We start from the raw sequence: 23,913 nt of genomic DNA, 5'->3' as shown, positions 1-23,913 counted from the left end.
GGGCTGGCCGGCGGCGTGCCGGCCGCGGCGCAGGCGGCGCTCAGCGGCACGATGTTCGGCGCATCCTTCAGCTGGGCCAGCGTGACGGCCGTGTCCAGCTGCGACAGCACCAGCATCTGCTGCAGCGTCAGGTTGACTGCCGCTTCCTTCATCTCGCACGGCCAGTACTCGTCCATGAAGCGCAGGCGCGACAGCTCGCCGAAGTAGTAGCGGGTGAACTCGCCGTAGCTCTTGGTATCGAGCACGCCGTGGTTCCAGCGCTTGGCGATGTCGGCCGGCACCGTGCTCGCCTGCAGGTAGTCGTACTCCACCTGGTAGTGCGGGAACAGCTCCTTGAAGCGCGGCACGTCGTTCAGCGCCACCGTCTGCACGTCGGCCGTGTCAACGCTCTTGTAGGTGACGATCTTGTAGGCCGCGCCGTACACCGCGAGCGACGGCGACTGCACGTTGGCCAGGTAGCGGCCGGTGTTGTCGGTGTACTCGTTGCTGCCGTTGAAGTGCATGTGGCCGCCGACGTGCAGCTGCAGGCCGGTGGCGGCCAGCGCGGCGGTGGTCGCCGTTTCCGGCACGCGTGCGGTCTGGAACGCGCCGGACTTGAACACCGCCTTCATCGCGTCGGTCTGGTTCGCGTAGAAATCCATCGTCGGGTAGTGCGAGAACGCGATCAGCTGCTTGCCTTCGGCCTTGGCACGTGCGCTCACCTTGGTGATCCACTCGATCAGGTGCTTCTTGTGCGTCAGCACCTTGTTCCAGCCCGCGTTGCCGGCGCCGTCGTAGCCCTTGAAGCTCTTCGGGTTGGCGGCATCGAACCTGGCGTTCGGGATGTAGACGTTGGCGTCGATCGACAGCAGCCACAGGCCCGGGGTCGGCTCGACCAGGTAGCTCGCGTCGACCAGGTTGGCGCACTTGGTGTAGGTGGTGCCGGCCACCTTGTAGGCGCCGCCCTCGCCTTCGGCACAGATCTCGAACTGGCGATTCGCCAGCGCCGACTGCGTCTTCGCGTCGGTGTAGTTGTAGCCGTTGGCGTACTGGCTGAACGGCGTCTCCCACAGCACGTCGGTCGAGGTCGGCATGAAGCCGAAGTCGCCCAGGCGCGCGATGATGTTCTCGTAGCCCAGCTCCTTCAGCTGGTCGGTGCAGACCACCGTCGCGTCGGCGGCCCTGCAGGCGGCGTTGCCGGTGGCGAACACCTTCTGTTCCTTGCCGTCCTTCGTCAGGAAGTCGTTCTTGCCGGCCTCGTCGTCGTCGAACGGCTCGTTGGGATCGTGGTTGCCCGGCGCGATGAAGAAGCGCATGCCCTTCGCGCGGTACTCCTGCAGGATCGCGGCGATGCCGTCGACGTTCACAGGCTGCGCGTCATCGGTGTAGTCGCCCGGCAGCGCGACGTACTTGATGCCTTTCGCGAAGGCATCGTCGAGCGCGGCGCGGAAGGCGAAGTAGTTCTCGTTGAACAGGCGCGTCGACGTGAGCTGCGCGTACATCGTGCGGATCGTCGCGTTCTTGCCGCCCGTGCCCGGGATGCCGCTGAAGCTGCCGTTCTTGAAGTCGCCGTAGACGTCCTCGAAGTGCACGTCGGTCATCAATGCGACCGACGGCGAGAACGCCGCCGGCGGGGTCGGCGCGGGGGCGCTGCTGCCGCTGTCGCCGCCGCAGGCCGTGACGGCAGCGAGGACGGCGATGGCCGCGAACGCCGAAGGAATCAAGGTGTGGCGCAGGGAATGCGTCATGGGGAACAGCTCATCGGTTGCGAAGCTGCCGATGGTGATGTCGGATGGTGACGTGGGCGTGACGCTGGATGTCAATCAAAAGTGTTTCTCATTTTGGGCATTTCCTGACAAATGACTAAAATGAGAAACATCATGCCAGCCACCTCTCCTCCACTCCGGGACGCCAGCAGCAGCGCGCTGGCCGAACTCGGCCAGCGAATCCGCGCGCAGCGCAAGCAATTGCGCATCAGCGCCACGACCACCGCCGAGGCCGCGGGCATGTCGCGCGTCACGCTGCACCGCATCGAGCAAGGCGAGGCTTCGGTGTCGATCGGTGCGTGGATGAATGCCGTGACGGCGCTGGGGCTTCGGCTCGACATCGTTGATCCGCGCAGCGTCGAGCAGCCTGCGAGCGTACTGCCCGAGACCCTGCGCCTGTCCGACTTCCCGCAACTGGCCGCGCTGGCCTGGCAGCTGCACGGCATCGACCGGCTCACGCCGCAGGAAGCGCTCGACCTGTACGAGCGCAACTGGCGTCACGTCGACCAGAGTGCGCTCGGGCCGCAAGAGCGCGAGCTGATCGAGCGCCTGACGCACACGCTCGGCGGAGGGCGCCTGCTTGTTTGAACGCGAGCACCACCGCCGCATCGAGCAGCTGCTGCGCTCGCTGAACGCGCCGCTGCTGCACGACAAGGGCTGCTACTTCGGTGGCGGCACGGCCATGGCGCTGCGCTATGGCGAGTACCGCGAATCGATCGACGTCGACTTCCTCGTCTCGGGCATCGACGGCTATCGTGCGCTGCGCCAGTTGACCGGTGGCGCCGATGGCATCGGCGCGCTGGCGGCGCCGGGCCATCTGCTCGACCCGGTGCGCCCGCTGCGCGCCGACCAGTACGGTCTGCGCACGCAGCTGCGCGTCGACGGCGTGGCCATCAAGTTCGAGATCGTGCTCGAGGGCCGCATCGCGTTCGAATCCCCCGGCCCGTCGGACCGCATTGCCGGCATCGCCACGCTCACCCCGCTGGACATGGCGGCCGGCAAGCTGCTCGCGAACACCGACCGCTGGGCCGACCGCTTGGTTGACAGCGACACGCACAGCCGCGACCTGATCGACCTCGCGATGATGGTCGCGCCACGCGCGCTGCTGGGCCGCGCGCTGGCGAAGGCGGCCACCGCCTATGGCGACAGCGTGCAGGAGGCGCTCGCCAAATCGCTCACCGCCGCGCTCACGCGTGATCGGTGGCTGGAGCGCTGCATGAGCGCCCTCGGCATGCAACGCATTCCCGAGGCCCTGCTGCGCAAGCGGTTGAAGGCCTTGCAGCCCCGACCGCCGCGCCACTGAGCGTCAACAGGATCAGCGCCCCAGTTCCTTCAGGTACGCCGCACGCGCCGCCACGCCGGTGCCGGCGAAGTCGGTGAACACGCCGTCGATGCCGGCACGGAAGTACGGCAGGTACTCCGCGACCGGATCGCCGTTGTACAGGCCCGGCAGGTACTGCTTTTCATTGCGGAAGGTGTAGGTGTGCACCACCAGGCCGGCCTTGTGCGCATCGGCGATCAGCGAGGTCGGCGTCACGCTGTTGATGTCGGACATCTTCGTGCCGCCGGCGTACGGCACCTGCTTCCAGGCCATCACCTGCGGTTTCCACGGGCCGATGCCTTCGGCGTAGGTCTTGATCTCGGCCAGGCCCGCGGGCGTCAGCATCGCGTCGAAATAGCGGCCGTCGCCGTTGATCGTCCAGCTGTACGGGCGGCCGTCGACGAAGGTGTAGACGTCGGAGGTCGAGTAGGTGACGACGCCGGTGTCCAGGTGCGTGTCGTTGCCGTCGATCAGCTGCACCTTGCGCGCCTTCAGGCCGATCTGCTTCAGGTACTTCAGGCTGGCCGGGTCGAAGCTCTGCACGAAGATCGGCGCGGCCGGGTCGTTCAGGTTGTTGTCGACGACGAACTTCAGCACCGCGTCCTCGAACGGGTGGCCTGTCTTCGCGGTGTCACAGCCGTTGGCGATCGCCTGCTGGTTGTTCCAGTACGGGTTCTTGACCTCCGGGTACACCGTCAGCGTGCGGCCGGTCGATGCGCTCTTCGCCTTCGCGATGTTCAGGATCTCCTGCATCGTCAGCACCGGCTGCGTGCCGTTCTCGGCGGTCGGGCGGTCGGCGCGGGCGTCATAGGTCGTGCCCTTGATCCACTGCTTCAGCTCGGCGACCGTGAAGTCGCTGATCGACCAGTCGTTGGTGTGGTCCTCGCCGTCGACGATCAACGACTTCAGCACCGATTTGGGGTCGGCCGGATCGGTCAGGTCGGTCAGGTACGTCTTCGGCTCGTTGGCGTTGGCCACCGTGTACGTCACGTTGACCGGGCGCCCGGCCACCGTGCGCTTGCGGGCAGCCACCTCGGGCACCGTGAGGGCGACCGTCGCCACGGTGGTGTTGTCGCTCAGCCAGGGGTTGTGGCGCGCGACCAGCACGCAGTCCTTGCTGAGGTGCAGGTCTTCCTCGAGCGAATCGGCGCCGACATCGGCCGCGCCTTCGTAGGCGGCCTGCGTCTCCTCCGGGTGCAGGCCCGGCAGGCCGCGGTGGCCGATCACCAGCGGGACCTTGCCGTCCAGCGTCGCGAACGGGGCGGGATCGTCGTCGCTGCCGCCGCAGGCAGTCAGCGCGGCGCCGGCAAGCAGCGTCAGGGCGAGGAGGCGGGCACGGGTGGGTCGAACAGCGGTGTGATGCATGGCGTCTCTTGGGTTCTTCGTGAAAAGTCTTCGGAACGATCAGCCGGCGATGTTCGACGGGCCGGGTGACAGCGCTGTGACCGACCATAGTTCACCTACCGCCGCATGAAAAGCCGGACCGGGGCAGAATCGCCGGCTTCCCCCCACCTGCCCACTGCGAACCCACCCGCCATGTCCGACCTGTCCGCCTTCCCGATCACCACCAAATGGCCCGCGCAGCACCCCGAGCTGCTCCAGCTCTATTCGCTGCCGACGCCCAATGGCGTGAAGGTGTCGATCATGCTGGAGGAGACCGGGCTGCCGTACGAGCCGCACCTGGTGCGCTTCGACACCAACGACCAGCTGTCGCCCGAGTTCCTGTCGCTGAACCCGAACAACAAGATCCCGGCGATCCTGGACCCGAACGGCCCCGACGGCAAGCCGCTCGCGCTGTTCGAATCGGGCGCGATCCTCGTCTACCTGGCGAGCAAGACCGGGCAGCTGATGCCCACCGACACCGCCGGCCGCTTCGAGACGCTGCAGTGGGTGATGTTCCAGATGGGCGGCATCGGCCCGATGTTCGGCCAGCTCGGCTTCTTCCACAAGTTCGCCGGCCGCGAGTACGAGGACAAGCGCCCGCGCGACCGCTACGTGGCCGAATCGAAGCGGCTGCTGAAGGTCGTCGACGAACGCCTGACGGGCCGCGACTGGATCCTGGGTGACGCGTACTCGATCGCCGACATCGCGATCTTCCCGTGGGTCAACAACCTGTTCGGCTTCTACGAGGCGGGCGAACTGGTCGGCATGGCCGACTTCCCGAACGTCGCGCGCGTGCTGGCGGCATTCAAGGCGCGGCCGGCGGTGCAGCGCGGGCTGGCGATTCCGAAGCGGCCCGCGTGAAACAGCGGACCTGATCCGGTAGGAGGGGGACTACGCGCAGCGGCGCCCTCTTCCGATCGGCAGCGCTTGCGCCGGTGACTAGAGTGGCTCGATCCGGGCCACCCGTGCCCGCAAGGAGCATCACCATGTCGTTCGCGCTCTATATGGTCGGCCTCGTGCTGCTGGTCGGCGGCGTTGCCTGGGGCCTCGTGACGGCCGGCCTCGCGCCGGTGTACGTCGGCATCGCCTGCCTGATCGTGCTGGGCATCGGCATCATGATGGCGGTGTCGCGCACCCGCACCAAGGACCCGTCGAGTTGATCAACGGTAGAACGACTCGACCTGGCCCTTCAGCTTGATCAGCAGCGGCTGGCCCTTGCGGTCGACCGAGCGGCCGGCGGGCACGCGGATCCAGCCTTCGCTGATGCAGTATTCCTCGACGTCGCCGCGCTCCTTGCCGTTGAAGCGGATGCCGATCTCGTGCTCGAAGATCGCGGCGACGTGGAACGGGCTGCGCGGGTCGACCGACAGGCGGTCGGGCAAGGCAGGTCGCTCAGTGGGGACGGAAGAGGCCTCGGTCATGGGCAGGTGTCCTGATCGGAATGAAGAGAGGTCGCCATTCTGCGACACCCGCCGCCCTCCATCGAGAACCTGCCCGGCCGTCAGCCGATCACGCGCACCGGGTGGTCACCGTGTGGGTGTGCCCTGACGAGTTCGACGACTCGACCGTGACCGCCACGCCGTCCTTCAACTGGCGCAGGTTCGCGACCGTCAATCGCACCGTGTGCGTGTGCCCGGACGAGCCCTGGATGTCGTACGTCTTGTCGACCGTGGAATCGAGGTCGGCGACCGGCACGTTCAGCACGTGACCGTGGTTGCCGACGATCGTGTCCGTGCAAGCCGTCGGCGCGGCCGGAGCAGGAGCAGGAGCAGGAGCAGGAGCAGGAGCAGGAGCAGGTGCCGGAGCGGGAGCGGGTGCCGGCGCAGGCGGTGTGGGCGCCGACGATGCGGGCGGGCTGCCGTTGTCGCTGCTGCCTCCGCACGCCGCGAGGCTCGCGGCGGCGACCGACGACAGGGCCACCGTCAGCAGGCGCCTGCGGTGCAGGAGGTCGGCGGGCATCGATGCTTGCTGGGTCATGGGTTCTCCTCGAAAGCGCGGATGGTCCACACAATCACCGCGCGCGCCCAGCAGCTTTTCGCTTCGTTTCGAGATCGACACTCCTCTCCCACGGAGGACCGGATGCGACGACACATCCCGTCACGCGTTGCCCGGCGCCCTGTGGATGGGAGCACTTTGGAGACCTTGCGCAGCGGATTGCCATCGGCCGCACCGAGGGCGACCTGTGCATCTTTCCGATGGATCGCCGTCCGCGGATCAGGCGCGCAGCCGGTACCCCGACGCGTAGATCGATTCGATGTGCAGCGGCGTGCCCTGCTGCTTCGACACGAGCACGCATTTCTGCCTCAGCTTGTACAGGTGCTGCTCGATGGATCGCTTGTTGACGGCATCGGTGTTGCCGAACAGCGCGGCCGACAGCATCTCCGTCGTCGTGAGCCGGCCGTGGTGCTCGAACAGCACCTGCGCCAGGCTGCACTCGCGCGCCGTCAGGCGCACGCGGTGGCCGGGCGAGGCCAGCACCGACTGCGCGGTGTCGAGCCAGTAGGCACCGGCCCGCAGCTCGGGCGCCGGCGAGGCCAGCGCCCGCACGCGCGCCAGCACGCGCTGCACCAGGCCGGTCGCGCCTTCGGCCTCGGTGGCGTAGTCGTCGGCGCCACGCATCAGGGCCTGGGCGATGGAGTAGGTGTCACCGGCACCGACCGCGACGATCGGCGCGCGCGATGCAGCGCGCGTGCGCAGCACGTCGAACCAGTCACGGCTCAGCGCGGTGTCGGCCTGCACCAGGATCGCGTCGAACTCCGTGTCCCGCCACGCCTGCAGCAGCGATTCGGTGTCGCTGAACTGCTCGACATCGATGGCGCGGGAGGCGAAGGCATCCGTCGCGCGAAGGCTCTCCGCGCGTTGGGCCCACAGTGCGGCAATCCTCATAGGTCGGTTCGGCTTTTCGGGGAGGTCCGTGAGTTCGGCGTCGACACGCCGGCGGCGCATCTGAAGGCAGCGCAGGTTGCGTGCCCACCCTTCGGACGCGTTGATTGCGCTGGAACCGTTATCAGAATCACGAAAATCTCCGCCGATATCTGACAAATCGCGTCACCTGCGGGACAGTCAGGCTGGATATCGGCCAAAAATTGACCGAATCATGACGAAGCCGCTACGGCGCGTAGCGCCGCTCCAGTTCATCCCAGCGCGGCTTGTCGACCAGCCGCTGCCGTTCCGCGAACCGCACGACCAGCGCCGGATCCTCGTCGACGCGGCCGGCCTGCTGCAGCGCACCCAGCACGCGCTGCATGCCGGCCACGGCGCCCTGCAGCGCGGCATTGGCATACAGCACGAAGCCGTAGCCCAGGCCCTTCAACTCGTCGGCACCGACGATCGGCGTCTTGCCGCCGATCACCATGTTGACCAGCTGCGGCGCCGCCAGGCGCCGCGGCAGCGCGCGCACCTCGTCGGCCGTCGTCACCGCCTCGACGAACAGGATGTCGGCACCCGCTTCCGCGAAGCGCTGCGCGCGCTCGACCGCCGCATCGAAGCCCTGCGTGGCCGCGGCATCGGTGCGCGCCATGATCAGCAGGTCCGGGTCGCGCCGCGCGTCGACCGCCGCCTTGATCTTGCCGACCGCCTCGTCGAGCGGGATCACGTCCTTGCCCGAGAAATGGCCGCAGCGCTTGGGCGCCACCTGGTCTTCGAGCTGGATGCAGTCGGCGCCGGCCCGTTCCAGCACGCGCACCGTGTGGTACACGTTCAGCGCGTTGCCGAAGCCGGTGTCGGCATCGACGATCAGCGGCAGTTCCACCGCATCGCGGATGCGCGCGGTGTGGTCGGCGATCTCGGCCAGGCCCATGAAGCCCTGGTCGGGCATGCCGAACCACATGTTGGTGACGCCGGCACCGGTGACGTAGATCGCCTCGAAGCCGGCATCGGCGATGACCTTGGCGGACATCGCGTTGAACGCGCCGGGAACGATCACGCCGCGGCGGGCGGCGGCGAGGGCCTTGAGGGTTTGACGGGTCGACATGAGCTTGCTCTCGTTCAGAAACTGTCGCCGGGCACGCGCACCCAGCCTTCCATCAGCACACGGGCGCTGCGGCTCATCAACGCCTTCGTGACGGTCCACTGGCCGCCGATCTGCTGCGCCTCGGCGCCCACGCGCAAGCTGCCCGACGGGTGCCCGAAGCGCACCGCACTGTGCACGCCACCACCGGCCGCCAGGTTCACCAGCGTGCCGGGGATGGCGGCCGCCGTGCCAATCGCGACCGCCGCCGTGCCCATCATCGCGTGGTGCAGCTTGCCCATCGACAGCGCACGCACCAGCAGGTCGATGTCGGCGGCGCGCACCGGCTTGCCGCTGGAGGCGACGTAGTCGGCCGGCGGCGCGACGAAGGCGATCTTCGGCGTGTGCTGGCGCGTCGACGCCTCGGCCACGTCGCGGATCAATCCCATCTTCACCGCCCCCCAGGCCCGGATCGCCTCGAAGCGCGCCAGCGCCTGCGCATCGCCATTGATCGCGTCCTGCAGCTCGGTGCCGGTGCAGCCGATGTCGCGGGCGTTGACGAAGATCGTCGGGATGCCGGCGTTGATCAGCGTCGCGTCGAGCGTGCCGATGCCGGGCACCTCCAGCGCGTCGACGAGCCGCCCGGTCGGGAACATCGCGCCACCGCCGCCTTCGTCCGGCCCCTCGGCAGCCGGGTCGAGGAACTCGAGCTGCACCTCGGCCGCCGGGAAGGTGACGCCGTCGAGCTCGAAGTCGCCGGTCTCCTGCACCTGCCCGCTCACCACCGGCACGTGCGCGACGATGGTCTTGCCGATGTTGGCCTGCCAGATGCGCACGGTGCACACGCCGTTCGCCRGCACGCGCTGCGCCGGCACCAGGCCCTGCGCGATCGAGAACGGGCCGACGGCTGCCGACAGGTTGCCGCAGTTGCCGCTCCAGTCGATGAAGTCCTGGTCGATCGAGACCTGGCCGAACAGGTAGTCCACGTCGTGGCCGGGCCGCGCCGACGGCGACAGGATCACGACCTTCGAGGTCGACGAGGTCGCGCCGCCCATGCCGTCGGTCTGCTTGCCGTAGGGATCGGGGCTGCCGATCACGCGGCGCAGCAGCCGGTCGCGCGCCTCGCCCGGCACCTGTGCGGAAGCGGGCAGGTCCTGCAGGCGGAAGAACACGCCCTTGCTGGTGCCGCCGCGCAGGTAGGTGGCGGGGATGCGGATCTGGGGGACTGCGGTCATGGTGCGGGCCTTCGATACCTCAGGCTGAGCGGGTGGTTTGTGTTCCTGTCTGTCCCGCAAGAAAATCCTGCGCAAACCGCTGCAGCACCCCGCCGGCCTCGTAGATCGACACCTCTTCGGCCGTATCGAGCCGGCAGGTGACCGGCACATCGACGATCCCGCCATTGCGGCGCCGCACGCGCAGCCCCAGCGCTGCGCCGGGGGTGCGTTCGCCCTGCACCTCATACGTCTCGGTGCCATCGAGCCCGAGCGTCAGCCGCGAGGTGCCGGGCGGGAACTCCAGCGGCAGCACGCCCATGCCGATCAGGTTGGTGCGGTGGATGCGCTCGAAGCCTTCGGCCACCACCACCTCGACACCGGCCAGGCGCACGCCCTTGGCCGCCCAGTCGCGCGAGCTGCCCTGGCCGTAGTCGGCCCCGGCGATGATGATCAGCGGCTGCCGGCGTTCGAGGTAGGCCTCGATCGCCTCCCACATGCGCACCACGCGGCCCTCCGGCTCGAGACGCGCGAGCGAGCCGGTGCGCACGCTGCCATCGTCGGTACGCACCATCTCGTTTTTCAGCGTCGGGTTCGCGAAAGTGGCGCGCATCGCGGTCAGGTGGTCGCCGCGGTGCGTCGCGTAGGAGTTGAAATCCTCCTCCGGCAGGCCCATCCGCGCCAGGTACTCGCCGGCCGCCGAATCCGCCCCGATCGCGTTCGACGGCGACAGGTGGTCGGTCGTGATGTTGTCCGGCAGGATCGCCAGCGGCCGCAGGCCGGTCAGCGTGCGCGGGTTCGCGGCCAGCGCGCCCATGCCTTCGCGGTCCCAGTACGGCGGGCGGCGGATGTAGGTCGATTGCGGCCGCCAGTCGTACTGCGGACTCACGCGCTCGCGGCTCTCGGCCGCGATGGCGAACATCGGCTCGTAGACCTGCCGGAACATCGCCGGCTGCACCGACGACTGCACCAGCGCATCGATCTCGGCATCGTCGGGCCACAGGTCCTGCAGCCGGATCTCGCGGCCGTTCACCACCGCGAGCACGTCGCGCTCGATGTCGAAGCGGATCGTGCCGGCGATCGCATACGCCACCACCAGCTGCGGCGAGGCCAGGAAGGCCTGCTTCGCATGCGGATGGATGCGGCCGTCGAAGTTGCGGTTGCCCGACAGCACGGCCGTGGTGTACAGGTCGCGCTCGAGGATCTCGTGCTGGATCGCCGGGGCCAGCGCGCCGCTCATGCCGTTGCAGGTGGTGCACGCGAACCCGACGATGCCGAAGCCCAGCGCCTCCAGTTCGGGCAGCAGGCCGGCCTGCTTCAGGTACAGCTCCACCGTCTTCGAGCCCGGCGCGAGCGAGGTCTTCACCCACGGCTTGCGCACGAGGCCCAGCCGGTTCGCGTTGCGCGCCAGCAGCCCGGCGGCGATCACGTTGCGCGGGTTGCTGGTGTTGGTGCAGCTGGTGATGGCCGCGATGACCACCGCGCCATCGGGCATCAGGCCCTGCGCCTCTTGCGCACGGGCCTGGTCCAGGTTGGCCGCGATGCCGCGCTCGGCCAGCGCGCTGGTGGGCAGCCGGCGGTGCGGGTTCGACGGGCCGGCCATGTTGCGCACGACGCTCGACAGGTCGAAGCGCAGCATGCGTTCGTAGCGGGCGTCCGCCAGCGTGTCGGCCCAGAAGCCCGCCGTCTTCGCGTACGTCTCGACCAGCTTCACCTGCCCGGCCTCGCGGCCGGTCAGCCGCAGGTAGTCGAGCGTCTGGCCGTCGATGAAGAACAGCGCCGCGGTGGCGCCGTATTCGGGGCACATGTTCGAGATGGTCGCGCGGTCGCCGATCGTCAGGCCCTGCGTGCCGTCGCCGAAGAACTCCAGGTAGGCGCCGACCACCTTCTGCTGGCGCAGGAACTCGGTGAGCGCCAGCACGATGTCGGTGGCAGTGATGCCGGGCCGGCGCCAGCCGGCCAGCTCGACGCCGACGATGTCGGGCAGGCGCATCCACGACGCGCGGCCGAGCATCACGTTCTCGGCCTCCAGCCCGCCGACGCCCACCGCGATGACGCCCAGCGCATCGACGTGCGGCGTGTGGCTGTCGGTGCCGACGCAGGTGTCGGGGTAGGCCAGGCCGTCCTGCACCCAGACCACCGGCGACATCTTCTCCAGGTTGACCTGGTGCATGATCCCGTTGCCCGGCGGGATCACCTCGACGTTGCGGAAGGCCCGCTTCGTCCAGTCGATGAAGTGGAAACGGTCTTCGTTGCGGCGGTCTTCGATCGCGCGGTTCTTCGCGAAGGCCTGCGGGTCGTCGCCGCCGCACTCCACCGCGAGCGAGTGGTCCACGATCAACTGCACCGGCACGACGGGGTTCACCGCGGCCGGATCGCCGCCCTGCGCCGCGATGGCATCGCGCAGCCCGGCCAGGTCGACCAGCGCGGTCTGGCCGAGGATGTCGTGGCAGACCACGCGCACCGGGTACCACGGGAAGTCGCGGTCGCGCCGGCGATCGATGAGCTGCAGCAGGCAGTCGTCGAGGATGGCCGGATCGCAGCGGCGCACCAGGTTCTCGGCATGCACGCGCGCGGTGTACGGCAGGCCGGCCCAGGCGCCGGCGCGCAATGCGTCGACGGCGGCACGGGCATCGATGTAGTCCAGCGCGGTGCCGGGCAGGCGCTTGCGGAAGGGGGAACTCATGCGCGGTGGTCTTGCTCAGCTGCGCTCGGCGATCGGCACGAAGGCACGGTCTTCGGGGCCGGTGTAGTTCGCGCTCGGCCGGATGATCTTGTTGTCCAGCCGCTGCTCGATCACGTGGGCGGCCCAGCCGCTGGTGCGCGAGATCACGAACAGCGGCGTGAACATCGCCRTCGGCACGCCCATCAGGTGGTAACTCACGGCACTGAACCAGTCGAGGTTGGGGAACATCTTCTTCGCATCCCACATCACCCGCTCCAGCCGCTCGGCGATGTCGAACATCTTCGTGGTGCCGGCTTCGGCCGAGAGCTGCCGGGCCACGCGCTTGATGACCACGTTGCGCGGGTCGCTGACAGTGTAGACCGGGTGGCCGAAGCCGATCACGAGCTCGCGCGCCTCGACGCGGCGGCGGATGTCGGCCTCGGCCTCGTCGGGCGTGTCATAGCGGTGCTGGATCTCGAACGCGGCCTCGTTGGCGCCGCCGTGCTTCGGGCCGCGCAGCGCGCCGATCGCGCCGGCCACCGCCGAATGCATGTCGCTGCCGGTGCCGGCGATCACGCGCGCGGCGAAGGTCGACGCGTTGAACTCGTGCTCGGCGTACAGGTTCAGCGAGGTGTGCATCGCCCGCACCCACGCGGCCGGCGGGCGCTCGCCATGCAGCAGGTGCAGGAAGTGGCTGCCGATCGAGTCGTCGTCGGTCTCCACCTCGATGCGCCGGCCCTGCGTGGCCCAGTGGTACCAATAGAGCAGCATCGAGCCGAGCGAGGCCAGCAGGCGGTCGGCGATGTCGCGCGCACCGGGCAGGCCGTGGTCGTCCTTCTCGGGCAGCGCACAGCCGAGCGCCGAGACGGCGGTGCGCATCACGTCCATCGGGTGGGCCGCGGCCGGCACGGTCTCGAGCGCGGCCTTCACGGCGGCCGGCAGCCCGCGCAGCGCCTTCAACCGGGCCTTGTACGCGCGCAGCTCGGCGGCGCCCGGCAGCCTGCCGTGCACCAGCAGGTGGGCGACCTCCTCGAATTCGCAGACCTCGGCGAGGTCGAGGATGTCGTAGCCGCGGTAGTGCAGGTCGTTGCCGCTGCGGCCGACGGTGCACAGCGCGGTGTTGCCGGCGGTGACACCGGACAGCGCGACGGACTTCTTCGGCTTGAAGCCGGCGGTGATCGTGGGAGTGCTCATGCTCGCAATCTTCGCAACGCCACTCGCCGGGGACAACACTGAAGTGGCGAAGTCTTGCGAAGCCGGCGCTGCCATCCCGCGATGTTTGCGAACAGGGCTTCATGGAATCCAGGCGTCGGCCAGTTCCTGGTGGCGCCTTTCAGAATCGAAGCCTGCCCCCCCCCCGCCGGTTCGAGATGCCGACCTTTCATGATGGATAAATTGTCGCCTGCCGGAGATCGACCAGGCGCTGCCGGGCCCCCGTTGCCTGGGGCTGGACGCCAGCACCACGGCGCCGGCGCGTGCGCTGATACCGGCGTGCCGGGCGCTTGCCCCGCATCGCGGCGGCATGGTCAAGCCGGTGCGGGTGTTGATTTGCGGTATTCCCAACGTGGGCAAGTCGACGCTGGTCAACACGCTCAACGGCCAGCGCACGGCCAAGACGGGCGACGAGCCGGGCATCACCAAGCTGGAGCAGAAGATCCTGCTGGCCACCGACTTCTTCCTGTTCGACACACCGGGCATGCTGTGGCCGCGAATCCTCACCGAGCAGAGTGGGTACAACCTGGCGGCGAGCGGYGGCATCGGCCGCAATGCKTAYGACGAGGAAGAGGTARCGATGGCGCTGCTGGCTCGCGTGCGCCATCGCTACGCGGACCGACTGGTGGCGCGCTACAAGCTCGCCGACTTCTCGGCGATGACCGACGAGGCATTGCTGGCCGAAGTGGGCCGCAAGCGCGGCGGCCTGCTGCCCGGTGGCCGCGTGAACATGCAGAAGGCCGCCGAGGCGGCGTTGAACGACTTCCGCAGCGGCGCCTGGGGCCGCGTCAGGCTCGAGACGCCGGACGAGTTCGTGCACTGGCGGGCAACCGGCATCGTGGCCGAAGAGACACGAAAAGCGAAGAAGGAAGCCCGCGGAAAGGCGTGACCTCATGTCGCCTTTCATGGGGAGCCGGAGACCGACGACGGCCAAGAGCCGACCATCACGAGAGGCGGCTTTGGCGGCGCGCGCCTCGAACGTGTTGTTGTATCCTCGTGCAACCGTCGATCCCATGGGAGAGTGTTCGGCCGCCGCGAGCGCGCTGGCGAACGCCGGAGATCGCGGCAAGTCGAACAAGGACGCGAAGAACGTGAAGAACCGCCGGGGGGTTGTGGGGGCGTTGTGGGTTTCCGTTTTCTTGGCCGCCTGTGGGGGTGGCGGCGATGGTGATCAGCCGAGTCCTGTCTCCGGAACTCCGCCTGCACCGGCCCCCGCGCCCGGTCCCGCTCCTGCACCTGGCCCCGCTCCTGCACCTGCACCTGCACCTGCGCCTGCGCCCGCACCGACGCCCGCGCCACCGCCCTACACCTTGACGCCTTCGACGGCACAGGCTTCCTTCGTCGCAGGCTATCCCAGTGACATCAACCTGGCCGCCAGCCAGACCGTCGCGTTCTCGGGGCTCGTCTACATCAAGGTCGCGGCCGACGCAGCGGTGGTCGAATCGCCCGTGCGCATCACGACGAGTACCGACGGCACGTTCACCGTGGTGGCCAAGCCGCTCAAGAGCCTGGCGATCGGGCACTACTCCGGCAATTTCGCGATCAACGTCTGCACGGACGTCAATTGCGACCACCCATTGGCCGGCGCGCCGTTCACGCTGCCCTACGACATCGAAGTCCTGTCGCCGGACGGTAGCGTTGCGACCTTCAACCTGTCGCCACTCGCGCCCTTGTCGGGCGCGCCGGACTGGGGCACCTTCCAAGGCAATGCGTCGCACACCGGATTCGTGCCGGCCACGCTGAATGCGTCCGCCTTCAATCCGCGCTGGAAATGGAATGCGCCGGCCTACGCAGGGACGCAATGGTCCCCTTCCGTACTGACCACAGGCGCAGGCATGTTCTACGTCGCGAGCGGCCCCTGGTGGAATGCCAGCGCCTCCGGCCACGAACTGTTTGCGTACAAGGAAGACGACGGCAGCAAGGTGTGGAGCCACTCGTTCGGCGACCTGGAATACGCGACCACCAATCCGCCCGCGTTCTCGGGCGGCAAGGTCTTCATCGCCGCCGGGTCGCAGAGCTCGACGTACATGTTCTCCTTCGATGCGGCCAGCGGCACACAGCTCTTCAAGGCTTCGATGTCCTCGCAATGGGATCGCTATTTCGCGCCGACCATCCTCAACGGGCGGGTCTATACGGACGGCGGCACCTTTGGCGGCATGTACGCGTTCGACACGACGACCGGGGCGACGCAGTTCTTCGCCAACGTCGGCCAGTTCGACGGGTGGACCCCGGCGGTCGATGCGAACTACGCGTACTCCTATGTCGGCGGCACGCTGGGCGTCTACGACAGCCAGACCGGTGCGCTGGTTGGCAGCATCAACGATCCCACGTATGCGTGGAATGGCTACACGACAGCAGGCGCGCCGGTGCTGGGCGCGGCCAACAACGTGTACGCCGGCAACCTCAGCAATCAAGCCAGCAACTCGATCGTCAACTTCGACACCTCGAACCGGACGGTCCGCTGGGCGATCCGGGGTGCCTACTCCGGCAATCCGGCCTACGCCGCCGGCACCTTGTACGCGTCCAACAACTCGCCGTTCCTCCTGGAGGCCTACGACGAGGCGAGCGGCACCAAGCTGTGGACCTGGGCGCCACCCCCCGGCAATGCCAAGTTCGTCAGCGACGTGCTGGTGACCAGCAACCTGGTGTTCGTGAGCACCGACACGACGACCTTCGCGATCGACCGGAGCACCCACGCGCCAGTCTGGTCGTACGCGGCTTCCGGATCTCTGGCGTTGTCGGCGAATGGGGTGCTGTACATCAAGGGGCAGCGCAGCATCGTGGCGATCAACCTGCACTGACGCACCTCCCTTGAGCACTTGCGGCCCTTGAATGGCGGTCAGGGTCAGCGGGCTGGGGTTTGTCGGAATGACCCAAGGTTCCTGCCGATGGCGGGCTGGCGGGCCAGTTCGATGAAGGCCCGCACGTAGTCGATGGCGGTGTCCGCTTCTCGCGCCCCCAGGAAGATCTGCTTGGCGATGCCGCGCGCGCCGAGCCGCACGGGCACCACCTCCATCCTGGCCGAGTACTCCTCGACCAGCCAGCGCGGCAGGGCGGCCACGCCGCGGCCGCTGGCCACCATCTGCAGCATGATGTCGGTGGTCTCGATGGCCTTGTGGCGCCTGGGCGTGACACCGGCCGGCAACAGGAACTGGTTGTAGATGTCGAGGCGCTCGATGTCCACCGGGTAGCTGATGAGCACTTCCTGGGTCAGCTGCTGCGGCTTCACGTAGGCTGCCGAAGCCAGGGCATGGCCCTTGGCCACCACGAGCACCTGCTCGTAGTCGAACACCGGCTCGAACTTCAGGCCCGGCTTGTGGAGCGGGTCGGGCGTGACCAGCAGGTCGATCTCGTAGCCGAAGAGCGCGCCGATCCCGCCGAACTGGAACTTCTGCTTGACGTCCACGTCCACGTCGGGCCACGTGGCGAGGTACGGCGACACCACCTTGAGCAGCCACTGGTAGCAAGGGTGGCATTCCATGCCGATGCGCAACGCGCCGCGCTCGCCCTGCGCGAACTGGCCCAGGCGCTCCTCGGCCAGGTCCAGTTGCGGCAGCACACGGTTCGCCACCGCCAGCAGGTACTGCCCGGCCTGCGTCAGGCGCAGGCTTCGACCTTCGCGCAGCCAGACGTCGGTGCCCAGTTGCTGCTCCAGCTTCTTCATGCTGTGGCTCAGGGCCGACTGGGTGAGGCTCAGCACGCCCGCGGCGGCCGTCAACGACCCTTGCTTCTCGACCTGCTGAACGATGCTGAGGTGGATGCGCTCAAGCATTCAGATGAATTCCGCTCATGGATTTGTGAAATAAAACCATTTTACGTCATGACCCATCTTCCCTAGCATCCCGGTCCATGAAAGCAGAAATGACACGCCCCCTCCGCGTCGTGGCGGTCTCCGGCGGGTTGCAACGACCGTCCAAGGCTGCAGCCCTGGCAGAGCACCTGCTGGACCTGATCGCCAAGGATGTTCCGTGCGAGCGCCGCCTGGTCGAACTGGGTCAGCTCGCACCGCAGTTGGCTGGCGCGGTCTGGCGTTCCCAACTGCCCGACACCGTGGAGCGCGAACTGGCCATGGTCGAGCAGGCAGACCTGCTGGTGGTGACAACGCCGGTCTACCGTGGCTCCTACACGGGGCTGTTCAAGCACTTCTTCGACTTCATTCACCAGGACGCATTGATCGACAAGCCCGTCCTGCTGGCGGCCACCGGCGGCAGCGAGCGCCATGCCCTGGTGATCGACCACCAATTGCGGCCGCTGTTCAGCTTTTTCCAAGCACGCACCTTGCCGCTGGGCGTCTACGCGACCGACAAGGATTTCCTGGACTACCGCCTGCGGGACGAGGCCGTCGTCGAGCGGACTCGGCTTGCGGTGCAACGAGCACTGCCCTTGATCGCATTGACGCGCCACGGCAGTCCTGCACCAGTGAAGGAAGTGGTCGCAGCCTGAAACACGGCATCAGCATTCCCCGGCAATCAGGTCACCAGAACACAATGAACGAAGAACTCAGCTTCCGCCTCAAGAGCATCCGTTTCGATGAGAACTATCAGCCAGCGGACAGCACGCGCATCACCACCAACTTTGCCAACTTGGCCCGGGGGGCGAGCCGGCAGCAGAACCTGCGCAACACACTGCGGATGATCGACAACCGCTTCAACGACCTGGCGCATTGGGACAACCCGGAGGCAGACCGCTACGCCGTCGAACTCGAGATCATCTCGGTCGAGATGAGCTTCGGCGCCACGGAAAGCAGTCCCGCATTCCCGTTGATCGAGATCCTGGAAACCATCGTTCTCGACAAGCGGCACAACACGCGTACTCGCGGCATCGTGGGGAACAATTTCTCCTCCTACGTGCGCGACTACGACTTCAGCGTGCTGCTCCCGGCCTACAACGCCGATCGCGCGCAGTTCGGCACGCCGGACGATTTCGGCGACCTGCATGGCAAGCTGTTCAAGCAGTTCGTCAACTCGAGCACCTACAAGGAGCGCTTCAAGAAGGCGCCGGTCATCTGCATCAGCGCCTCGACCAGCAAGACCTATCGCCGAAACGGCAATCACCACCCCATCCTGGGCATCGAGTACCAGCAGGATGCGCTGTCATCGACCGACCAGTACTTCGCCAAGATGGGCATGCAGGTTCGCTTCTTCATGCCGCCTGACAGCGTGGCGCCCCTGGCGTTCTATTTCCGCGGCGACCTGCTGGGCGACTACTCGAACGTCGAGCTGATCGGCACCGTCGCCACGATGGAAGCCTTCCAGCGGATCTACCGCCCCGAGCTCTACAACGCCAACTCGGCGGCCGGGAAGGTCTATCGACCGAGCCTGAAGCACGGGGACTACTCATTGACGCAGATCGTCTACGACCGGGAAGAGCGCAGCCAGCTGGCTGTCAAGCAGGGGAAATTTGCAGAAGAGCACTTCATCAAGCCGTACAAGAATGTCCTTGAACAATGGGCTGCCAATCATGTTTGAAACCTCCATCGCCGGCAGCCTGCCGAAACCCGCCTGGCTGGCTGAAACCAACAAGCTCTGGCCGCAGTGGAAGGCTGAAGGCGATGCGCTTCGCCAGGCCAAGGCCGATGCAACGCTGCTGTGGATCAAGGCCCAGGAAGATGCAGGCCTGGACATCGTGTGCGACGGCGAGCAATCGCGCCAACATTTCGTGCACGGCTTCCTCGAGCAGGTCGAGGGCATCGACTTCGAGCACAAGGTGAAGATGGGCATCCGCGACAACCGCTACGACGCGATGGTGCCGCAGGTGGTTTCCGCGCTGCGCCTGAAGGGCCGCGTGCATGCGTTCGAGGCACAACTGGCGCGCGCGCACACGAAGAAGAAGCTGAAGTTCACGCTGCCCGGCCCGATGACCATCGTCGACACCGTGGCGGATCGCTTCTACGGTGACAAGATCAAGATGGCCTTCGCATTTGCGGAACTGCTGAACCAGGAAGCGCTCGCGCTGCAGGCCGACGGCGTGGACATCATCCAGTTCGACGAACCCGCGTTCAACGTCTACATGAAGGACGCTGCCGACTGGGGCGTGCAGGCGCTCGGGCGCGCCGCACAGGGCTTGACCTGCACGACGGCCGTGCACATCTGCTACGGCTACGGCATCAAGGCCAACACCGACTGGAAGAGCACGCTGGGCGACGAATGGCGCCAGTACGAGGCGGTGTTCCCCGCGCTGGCCCGCAGCCGCATCGACCAGGTGAGCCTGGAATGCATCCACTCCCATGTGCCGCCCGACCTGATGAAGTTGCTGGCCGGCAAGGACGTGATGGTCGGCGTGATCGATGTGGCCAGCGATGTCGTCGAGACACCCGAGGAAGTGGCGGACACCATCGGCCGCGCGCTGCAGTTCGTGCCGAAGGAGCGGCTGTTCCCGTGCACCAACTGTGGCCTGGCACCGATGGGGCGGGACGTGGCTTGGCGCAAGCTGGAAGCGCTGGCCAAAGGCACGAAGCTGGCAAAGGAGCGGCTCGCCGCGGCGTGAAGCACATCGGGTCTCAACCACCATGCGCAAGACCTTCCTCGGCGTGCGCCTGCGCACGCTGCGTGAGCAGCGCGGCCTGACGCAGGCCGCGCTGGCCGAATCGCTGGAGCTGTCGGCCAGCTACGTCAACCAGCTCGAGAACAACCAGCGCCCGCTGTCGGTGCCGGTGCTGCTGAAGCTGCAGTCGGCGCTCGGCGTCGACCTGCAGTTCTTCTCCGAGAGTGAAGAGGCGCGCCTGATGGCGCAATTGCACGACGTGGTCGCCGATGGCGGTGCCGCGATCCCGCATGCGGAGGTGCTGGCCCTCGCGCAGCAGATGCCGGCGCTCGCGAATCGCATGCTCCAGCTGCACAAGGTGGCCCGCGATGCGCAGGAGCGCCTCGAAGCGATGGCCGTCGGCCTGGGCGACCGCGATGCCCGGCCCGGCCTCGGTCCGACCCAGCCGCACGAGGAAGTGCGCGACTTCTTCTACGCGCGCCACAACCACGTCGCCGAGCTCGACGAGCTGGCCGAGGCCACGCATGCCGAGCTGGACCCGCCCTCGCTGCTGGCCCGCGACCTCGCCGGGCGGCTCGAGCGGCACTTGCTGCTGAAGCACCGCATCTCGACGCGCACCGCAGCGGCCGATGCGCTGCCCGGCCTGCGCAGCTACGACCCGCGGTCACGGCTGCTGACCTTGCATGCGGATCTCGAACCGGGCCAACGCGCGTTTCAGCTGGCGACCCAGCTGGCCTTCGTCGAGGCCGACGAACTCCTGGCCTCGCTGGTGGCGGGCGGCGAATTCCGCAGCGACGAATCGCGCGCGCTCGGGCGCATCGGGCTGGCCAGCTACTTCGCCGGCGCGCTGGTGCTGCCCTATGCGCCCTTCCTGGCCGCCGCGGAGGAACTGCACTACGACATCGATCGGCTGGCGCGCCGCTTCGGCGTCAGCTTCGAGACGGTGTGCCACCGGCTCTCGACGCTGCAGCGCCCGCAGGCGCGTGGCGTGCCGTTCTTCTTCGTGCGCGTGGACCGGGCCGGCAACATCTCGAAGCGCCAGTCGGCAACCGACTTCCACTTCTCGCGCACCGGCGGCACCTGCCCTCTGTGGAACGTCTACGAGGCGTTCGCGCAACCCGGCAAGGTGCTGACACAGCTGGCCTCGATGCCCGACGGCCGCACCTACCTGTGGATCGCCCGCTGCATCCGCCACGACAGCGGCGGCTTCGGCACACCGCCACGCGAGTTCGCGGTGGCGCTGGGCTGCGACCGCCGGCACGCGTCGCGCCTGGTGTACGCCCGCGGGCTGGCGCTGGCCGACCCGCAGGCGGTGACGCCGATCGGCCCCGGCTGCAAGGTCTGCGAGCGCCAAGGCTGCGCGCAGCGCGCGTTCCCGGCGCTCGGGCGGCCGCTGCGCGTCGACGAGAACCAGCGGCCGGTCGAGCCCTACGCGGGCGTATAGATCAGGTCACTGCGGCCAGGCCGCGCCGACCCAGTCGCTCCAGGTCTTCAGCCGCGCCGGCTCGATGCCGCTGCCCAGCTCCTTCGTCTTGATCAGCCCGTAGCGCACGATCTGGTCGGTGCGCGCGCCGAACGGCAGTTGCACCGAGCCCTTGCCGTCGCTCGGCAGCGGGTTGATCGCCCGGTCCAGGCAGAAGCGGAAGCCCGTCGTCTCCTCCGGCTCGCCTGCGATCAGCGCGTTCGGGTCGCAGCGCCGCCAGGCCGTCACCGGCTGCGTCGCGTAGAGCTGGTTGAACATCTGGATGCCGCCGTTCAGGGCCATCTTGTAGAGCCCGGGCTGCAAGCTGTCGTAGAGCCGGTAGCGCGATTGCGGCGAGGTCGAGTTGTAGGCCTCGCCGCCGTCCACGTACAGCGTCGGCACCACATGGAACAGCGCCTTCGCGCGGCCGTTGTTGCCCTGGTCGCGCTCCGGCGCGTTCGGCTGGTTCGGGTCGGGCTTGCTGATCGGGTAGCCGTTGTTGACGTACTGCGCGAGCTTGATGCGCGCCTGCAGCGTGCGCACCAGGTTGGCCTTCAGCGCCTCGTGCTGCGCACCGTTCTTCAGGCCCATCTCGTCGGTGAGCATCGCATCCCACGTCACGATGTACGGCCAGTCCATCGGGAAGTTGCTCCAGGCCTGCTGCGCGCCCGAGTTCAGCGTCATCTGCAGCTGGTACCACTGGTTGGTGTGGTACAGCGACGCGACGATGTTGTTGGCCTCCCAGGCCATCACGCGGTTGCGGTCGACCCCGTTGGGCAGCCGCTCGTTGACGTGCATGAAGTGCGGCGCCAGCTCGAACACGCCGAAAGTGTTGAACGGCCAGCCGCGCGCCTCGCCCGCGCCGACCCAGGCGCCGCTCGGCTGCTTGTCGGCGCGCGGATGAACCACTTCTGGTTGCCCTCCAGCCCGAAGGTGTGGGCCAGTTCCCACTGCTGCAGCGCGCCCCAGTTGGTCAGCGAGATCTTCGCGCGCTCGGTGAAGGCCGGGAAGGTGAACGCGCCGGCATCGGCCCGCGCCATCGTCGCGCCGTTCGCCTTCGACTGCAGCCAGCGCGCGCCGACGATCGCGCCGGTCGCCTTGTTCGGGTCGTTGAAATCGCCGAGGAAGTTGTTCGGCGAGAAGCCCATGCCCATGAAGATGGCCTGGATCTCGTCGCGCTGGCCGTCGGTCAGGTGGCTCCAGTCGCCGTACTTGCCGTTCGGGTTCAGGTGCGACTGCAGCCAGGCGCGTGCGCGGATGTGCTGCGCGAGCGTGTCCTGCTTGCCGTTCGCGAAGGTGCCGCCCTTCAGGAACGAGCCGCCGGCCACCGCGGCATTCTCTTCCGGCCACACGTCCATCGGGTGGATGGTCGGCATCCACGCGTTCCAGTCCGGGAACTGCAGCGGGATCGGGATCTCGCGCACGTTCATCGTCGCGCTCACGTCCATCACGCGGTCGATGTCGGCCTGCGTCAGCGCGAGCGGCTGGTCCTGCGGCTTGCCGAACAGCGCCCTGGCGGCCTGCGTCGCGTTGTCGAGCACTGCGGCGATGCCGGCGCCGGCCGCCCATTCGACGGTGGGCTTCGCGTCCAGCCCCGGGCCGGGCTGGTACGGCGGGTTCCACGGCGCGGCCTGCGCCACGTGTGGCACGTCGCGCTGGCTGTAGCGGATGTAGGCGGCGATCTGTTTGCCCTGCGTCTCGCTCAGCCCATGGAAGCGCGCGCGCTGCACGATCGCGTTGTTGGAGTAGTTGAAGTACTGCAGGTCACGCCCGTCGACCGCGTGGCACGACGAACAGGCCGCCTCGATGCTGCGGTTGACGATGCTCGATTTCTTCAGCAGGCCCAGGCCGTGCCACAGCGCGTCGCCGGCCGTCGCATCGGCGCTGAGCGCCTTCCCGGCTGCCTTTTCGGCGCTGAGGTCGGCGTATTGCGCGGTGTCGGTCGCGAGGCTTCTGCCTTGCGCATCCTGCAGTTGCAGCTCGACGATGCGGTAGCCGTTGGATTCGCCGTCGGTGCCGTTGAAGCGGAACTGCACGCGGTTGACGCCGGCCACCAGGCGCGCCTTCGCCGCGGTGTCGAGCAGCAGGCTCATGCGCGTGGTGTAGAGGCCACCGCGCGTCAGGCCGCCCTGCACCCGCTCGGGGTCGGCCAGCTTCATCGTCGCATCTGCAATGTCCACCCACGGGATGCTGCCAGCCTGTGACGGCGCGACGCCGCCGAGCACGCGCACGCTTGCCTTCACCAGTGTCGTCGGCTGCGTGGTGGCCTCGAACTCGGGTGCGCCGAAGAAGCCGCAGCGGTGGCACATGAACCACAGCTGGTTCACGTTGGCGAGCTGGGCCGACGGGATCGTCAGGCCGGCTTCCGCGACGACCGGCGCCGAGGGCGAACCATCGCCCAGCAGTTCGAGCGGGAGCTGCAGCGCGGAGGTGGTCGGCGCGGGGGCCGGGGCCGGGGCCGGCGCCGGCGCGGGTGCGGGTG

Annotated in this window: 20 protein-coding genes and 2 pseudogenes; 10 read left to right on the top strand and 12 right to left on the bottom strand. The window is 67.9% G+C overall.

The window, feature by feature from the left end; all coding sequences use genetic code 11:
- Positions 1–1,727: metallophosphoesterase (locus tag AC1D1T_RS16615; RefSeq protein ID WP_477992175.1), on the bottom strand; the 1,727-nt coding region annotated here is incomplete at its 3' end.
- Positions 1,728–1,859: 132 nt separating this feature from the next.
- Here AC1D1T_RS16615 and AC1D1T_RS16610 point away from each other — a divergent pair.
- Both AC1D1T_RS16610 and AC1D1T_RS16605 read left to right on the top strand, forming a co-directional pair.
- Complete coding sequence (locus AC1D1T_RS16610) at positions 1,860–2,333, top strand: helix-turn-helix domain-containing protein (RefSeq protein ID WP_477825703.1); 474 nt, start codon at positions 1,860–1,862, stop codon at positions 2,331–2,333.
- Entirely contained in the window at positions 2,326–3,048 is a 723-nt protein-coding gene (locus AC1D1T_RS16605) for a nucleotidyl transferase AbiEii/AbiGii toxin family protein (protein WP_477825704.1), read from the top strand. Before AC1D1T_RS16610 ends, AC1D1T_RS16605 begins: the two co-directional genes overlap by 8 nt.
- A gap of 12 nt (positions 3,049–3,060) precedes the next feature.
- Here AC1D1T_RS16605 and AC1D1T_RS16600 read toward each other — a convergent pair whose 3' ends face one another.
- Entirely contained in the window at positions 3,061–4,431 is a 1,371-nt protein-coding gene (locus tag AC1D1T_RS16600; RefSeq protein WP_477825705.1) for a glycerophosphodiester phosphodiesterase family protein, read from the bottom strand.
- Positions 4,432–4,602: 171 nt separating this feature from the next.
- On the opposite strand from AC1D1T_RS16600, the gene AC1D1T_RS16595 reads away from it, so the two are divergent.
- A complete protein-coding gene (locus AC1D1T_RS16595) occupies positions 4,603–5,310 on the top strand; it encodes a glutathione S-transferase N-terminal domain-containing protein (protein ID WP_477825706.1) in 708 nt (235 codons plus the stop codon).
- Between the two features lie 125 nt (positions 5,311–5,435).
- Positions 5,436–5,609 (top strand): hypothetical protein, encoded by a 174-nt coding sequence (locus tag AC1D1T_RS16590; protein WP_047509380.1) that lies wholly within the window; start codon positions 5,436–5,438, stop codon positions 5,607–5,609.
- Here AC1D1T_RS16590 and AC1D1T_RS16585 read toward each other — a convergent pair whose 3' ends face one another.
- The 7 genes from AC1D1T_RS16585 to prpC form a co-directional block, all read right to left on the bottom strand.
- A complete protein-coding gene (locus tag AC1D1T_RS16585) occupies positions 5,610–5,870 on the bottom strand; it encodes a DUF3297 family protein (RefSeq protein WP_047509378.1) in 261 nt (86 codons plus the stop codon).
- 88 nt (positions 5,871–5,958) lie between these two features.
- Positions 5,959–6,426, bottom strand: coding sequence for a hypothetical protein (locus tag AC1D1T_RS16580; RefSeq protein WP_477825707.1), 468 nt, complete (start codon positions 6,424–6,426; stop codon positions 5,959–5,961).
- A gap of 237 nt (positions 6,427–6,663) precedes the next feature.
- Positions 6,664–7,335, bottom strand: a complete 672-nt coding sequence (locus AC1D1T_RS16575; RefSeq protein WP_052212835.1) for a response regulator transcription factor — start codon at positions 7,333–7,335, stop codon at positions 6,664–6,666.
- Positions 7,336–7,558: 223 nt separating this feature from the next.
- Positions 7,559–8,422 (bottom strand): isocitrate lyase/PEP mutase family protein, encoded by an 864-nt coding sequence (locus tag AC1D1T_RS16570; protein WP_477825708.1) that lies wholly within the window; start codon positions 8,420–8,422, stop codon positions 7,559–7,561.
- A 14-nt stretch (positions 8,423–8,436) separates the two neighbouring features.
- Complete coding sequence (gene prpF, locus AC1D1T_RS16565; protein ID WP_477992174.1) at positions 8,437–9,633, bottom strand: 2-methylaconitate cis-trans isomerase PrpF; 1,197 nt, start codon at positions 9,631–9,633, stop codon at positions 8,437–8,439.
- Between the two features lie 19 nt (positions 9,634–9,652).
- Positions 9,653–12,295 carry a Fe/S-dependent 2-methylisocitrate dehydratase AcnD gene (gene acnD / locus AC1D1T_RS16560; RefSeq protein ID WP_477992173.1) on the bottom strand — a complete coding sequence of 881 codons (2,643 nt, stop codon included), beginning with the start codon at positions 12,293–12,295 and terminating at the stop codon, positions 9,653–9,655.
- Between the two features lie 15 nt (positions 12,296–12,310).
- Positions 12,311–13,468: a bifunctional 2-methylcitrate synthase/citrate synthase gene (gene prpC, locus AC1D1T_RS16555; RefSeq protein WP_477992172.1), complete on the bottom strand. Its 1,158-nt coding sequence runs from the start codon at positions 13,466–13,468 to the stop codon at positions 12,311–12,313.
- A 226-nt stretch (positions 13,469–13,694) separates the two neighbouring features.
- Between prpC and AC1D1T_RS16550 the strand changes: the two are divergent.
- Both AC1D1T_RS16550 and AC1D1T_RS16545 read left to right on the top strand, forming a co-directional pair.
- Positions 13,695–14,375 (top strand): annotated as a pseudogene (locus AC1D1T_RS16550) (YlqF/YawG family GTPase); the annotation flags it as partial.
- A gap of 421 nt (positions 14,376–14,796) precedes the next feature.
- Positions 14,797–16,287 carry an outer membrane protein assembly factor BamB family protein gene (locus AC1D1T_RS16545; protein WP_477826814.1) on the top strand — a complete coding sequence of 497 codons (1,491 nt, stop codon included), beginning with the start codon at positions 14,797–14,799 and terminating at the stop codon, positions 16,285–16,287.
- Positions 16,288–16,331: 44 nt separating this feature from the next.
- Here AC1D1T_RS16545 and AC1D1T_RS16540 read toward each other — a convergent pair whose 3' ends face one another.
- The gene (locus tag AC1D1T_RS16540; protein ID WP_465114279.1) at positions 16,332–17,258 is read right to left on the bottom strand and encodes a LysR family transcriptional regulator; all 927 of its coding nucleotides are present in this window, start codon (positions 17,256–17,258) and stop codon (positions 16,332–16,334) included.
- Between the two features lie 89 nt (positions 17,259–17,347).
- Between AC1D1T_RS16540 and msuE the strand changes: the two genes are divergently transcribed.
- The 4 genes from msuE to AC1D1T_RS16520 are packed head-to-tail and all read left to right on the top strand — an operon-like array spanning position 17,348 to position 21,413.
- Entirely contained in the window at positions 17,348–17,929 is a 582-nt protein-coding gene (gene msuE / locus AC1D1T_RS16535) for an FMN reductase (RefSeq protein WP_465114286.1), read from the top strand.
- A gap of 44 nt (positions 17,930–17,973) precedes the next feature.
- A complete protein-coding gene (locus tag AC1D1T_RS16530) occupies positions 17,974–18,954 on the top strand; it encodes a DUF1852 domain-containing protein (RefSeq protein ID WP_477826815.1) in 981 nt (326 codons plus the stop codon).
- The gene (locus AC1D1T_RS16525) at positions 18,947–19,972 is read left to right on the top strand and encodes a methionine synthase (protein WP_477992171.1); all 1,026 of its coding nucleotides are present in this window, start codon (positions 18,947–18,949) and stop codon (positions 19,970–19,972) included. The genes AC1D1T_RS16530 and AC1D1T_RS16525 overlap by 8 nt, the downstream gene beginning before the upstream one ends.
- A gap of 22 nt (positions 19,973–19,994) precedes the next feature.
- Positions 19,995–21,413 carry a short-chain fatty acyl-CoA regulator family protein gene (locus AC1D1T_RS16520; RefSeq protein ID WP_477992170.1) on the top strand — a complete coding sequence of 473 codons (1,419 nt, stop codon included), beginning with the start codon at positions 19,995–19,997 and terminating at the stop codon, positions 21,411–21,413.
- Between the two features lie 6 nt (positions 21,414–21,419).
- Here the strand turns inward: AC1D1T_RS16520 and AC1D1T_RS16515 are convergent, their stop codons facing one another.
- Together AC1D1T_RS16515 and AC1D1T_RS16510 are read right to left on the bottom strand one after the other, a co-directional pair.
- Positions 21,420–22,253, bottom strand: coding sequence for a hypothetical protein (locus AC1D1T_RS16515; protein ID WP_477826075.1), 834 nt, complete (start codon positions 22,251–22,253; stop codon positions 21,420–21,422).
- Positions 22,181–23,913 (bottom strand): annotated as a pseudogene (locus AC1D1T_RS16510) (hypothetical protein); the annotation flags it as partial. The pseudogene AC1D1T_RS16510 and the gene AC1D1T_RS16515, both read right to left, overlap by 73 nt.

Source organism: Rhizobacter sp. P2_H3 (assembly GCF_056403355.1).
Note: the sequence above shows the minus strand (reverse complement) of the source record. Positions and strands in the feature narration are given on the sequence as shown.

Excerpts from the sequence above, each read along its gene's own strand:
- acnD (WP_477992173.1), bottom strand. The coding sequence starts at position 12,295 with ATGAGTTCCCCCTTCCGCAAGCGCCTGCCCGGCACCGCGCTGGACTAC.
- AC1D1T_RS16580 (WP_477825707.1), bottom strand. The coding sequence starts at position 6,426 with ATGACCCAGCAAGCATCGATGCCCGCCGACCTCCTGCACCGCAGGCGC.
- AC1D1T_RS16585 (WP_047509378.1), bottom strand. The coding sequence starts at position 5,870 with ATGACCGAGGCCTCTTCCGTCCCCACTGAGCGACCTGCCTTGCCCGAC.
- msuE (WP_465114286.1), top strand. The coding sequence starts at position 17,348 with ATGACACGCCCCCTCCGCGTCGTGGCGGTCTCCGGCGGGTTGCAACGA.
- AC1D1T_RS16600 (WP_477825705.1), bottom strand. The coding sequence starts at position 4,431 with ATGCATCACACCGCTGTTCGACCCACCCGTGCCCGCCTCCTCGCCCTG.
- AC1D1T_RS16570 (WP_477825708.1), bottom strand. The coding sequence starts at position 8,422 with ATGTCGACCCGTCAAACCCTCAAGGCCCTCGCCGCCGCCCGCCGCGGC.
- AC1D1T_RS16610 (WP_477825703.1), top strand. The coding sequence starts at position 1,860 with ATGCCAGCCACCTCTCCTCCACTCCGGGACGCCAGCAGCAGCGCGCTG.
- AC1D1T_RS16575 (WP_052212835.1), bottom strand. The coding sequence starts at position 7,335 with ATGAGGATTGCCGCACTGTGGGCCCAACGCGCGGAGAGCCTTCGCGCG.
- AC1D1T_RS16540 (WP_465114279.1), bottom strand. The coding sequence starts at position 17,258 with ATGCTTGAGCGCATCCACCTCAGCATCGTTCAGCAGGTCGAGAAGCAA.
- AC1D1T_RS16595 (WP_477825706.1), top strand. The coding sequence starts at position 4,603 with ATGTCCGACCTGTCCGCCTTCCCGATCACCACCAAATGGCCCGCGCAG.
- AC1D1T_RS16525 (WP_477992171.1), top strand. The coding sequence starts at position 18,947 with ATGTTTGAAACCTCCATCGCCGGCAGCCTGCCGAAACCCGCCTGGCTG.
- AC1D1T_RS16530 (WP_477826815.1), top strand. The coding sequence starts at position 17,974 with ATGAACGAAGAACTCAGCTTCCGCCTCAAGAGCATCCGTTTCGATGAG.
- AC1D1T_RS16590 (WP_047509380.1), top strand. The coding sequence starts at position 5,436 with ATGTCGTTCGCGCTCTATATGGTCGGCCTCGTGCTGCTGGTCGGCGGC.
- AC1D1T_RS16520 (WP_477992170.1), top strand. The coding sequence starts at position 19,995 with ATGCGCAAGACCTTCCTCGGCGTGCGCCTGCGCACGCTGCGTGAGCAG.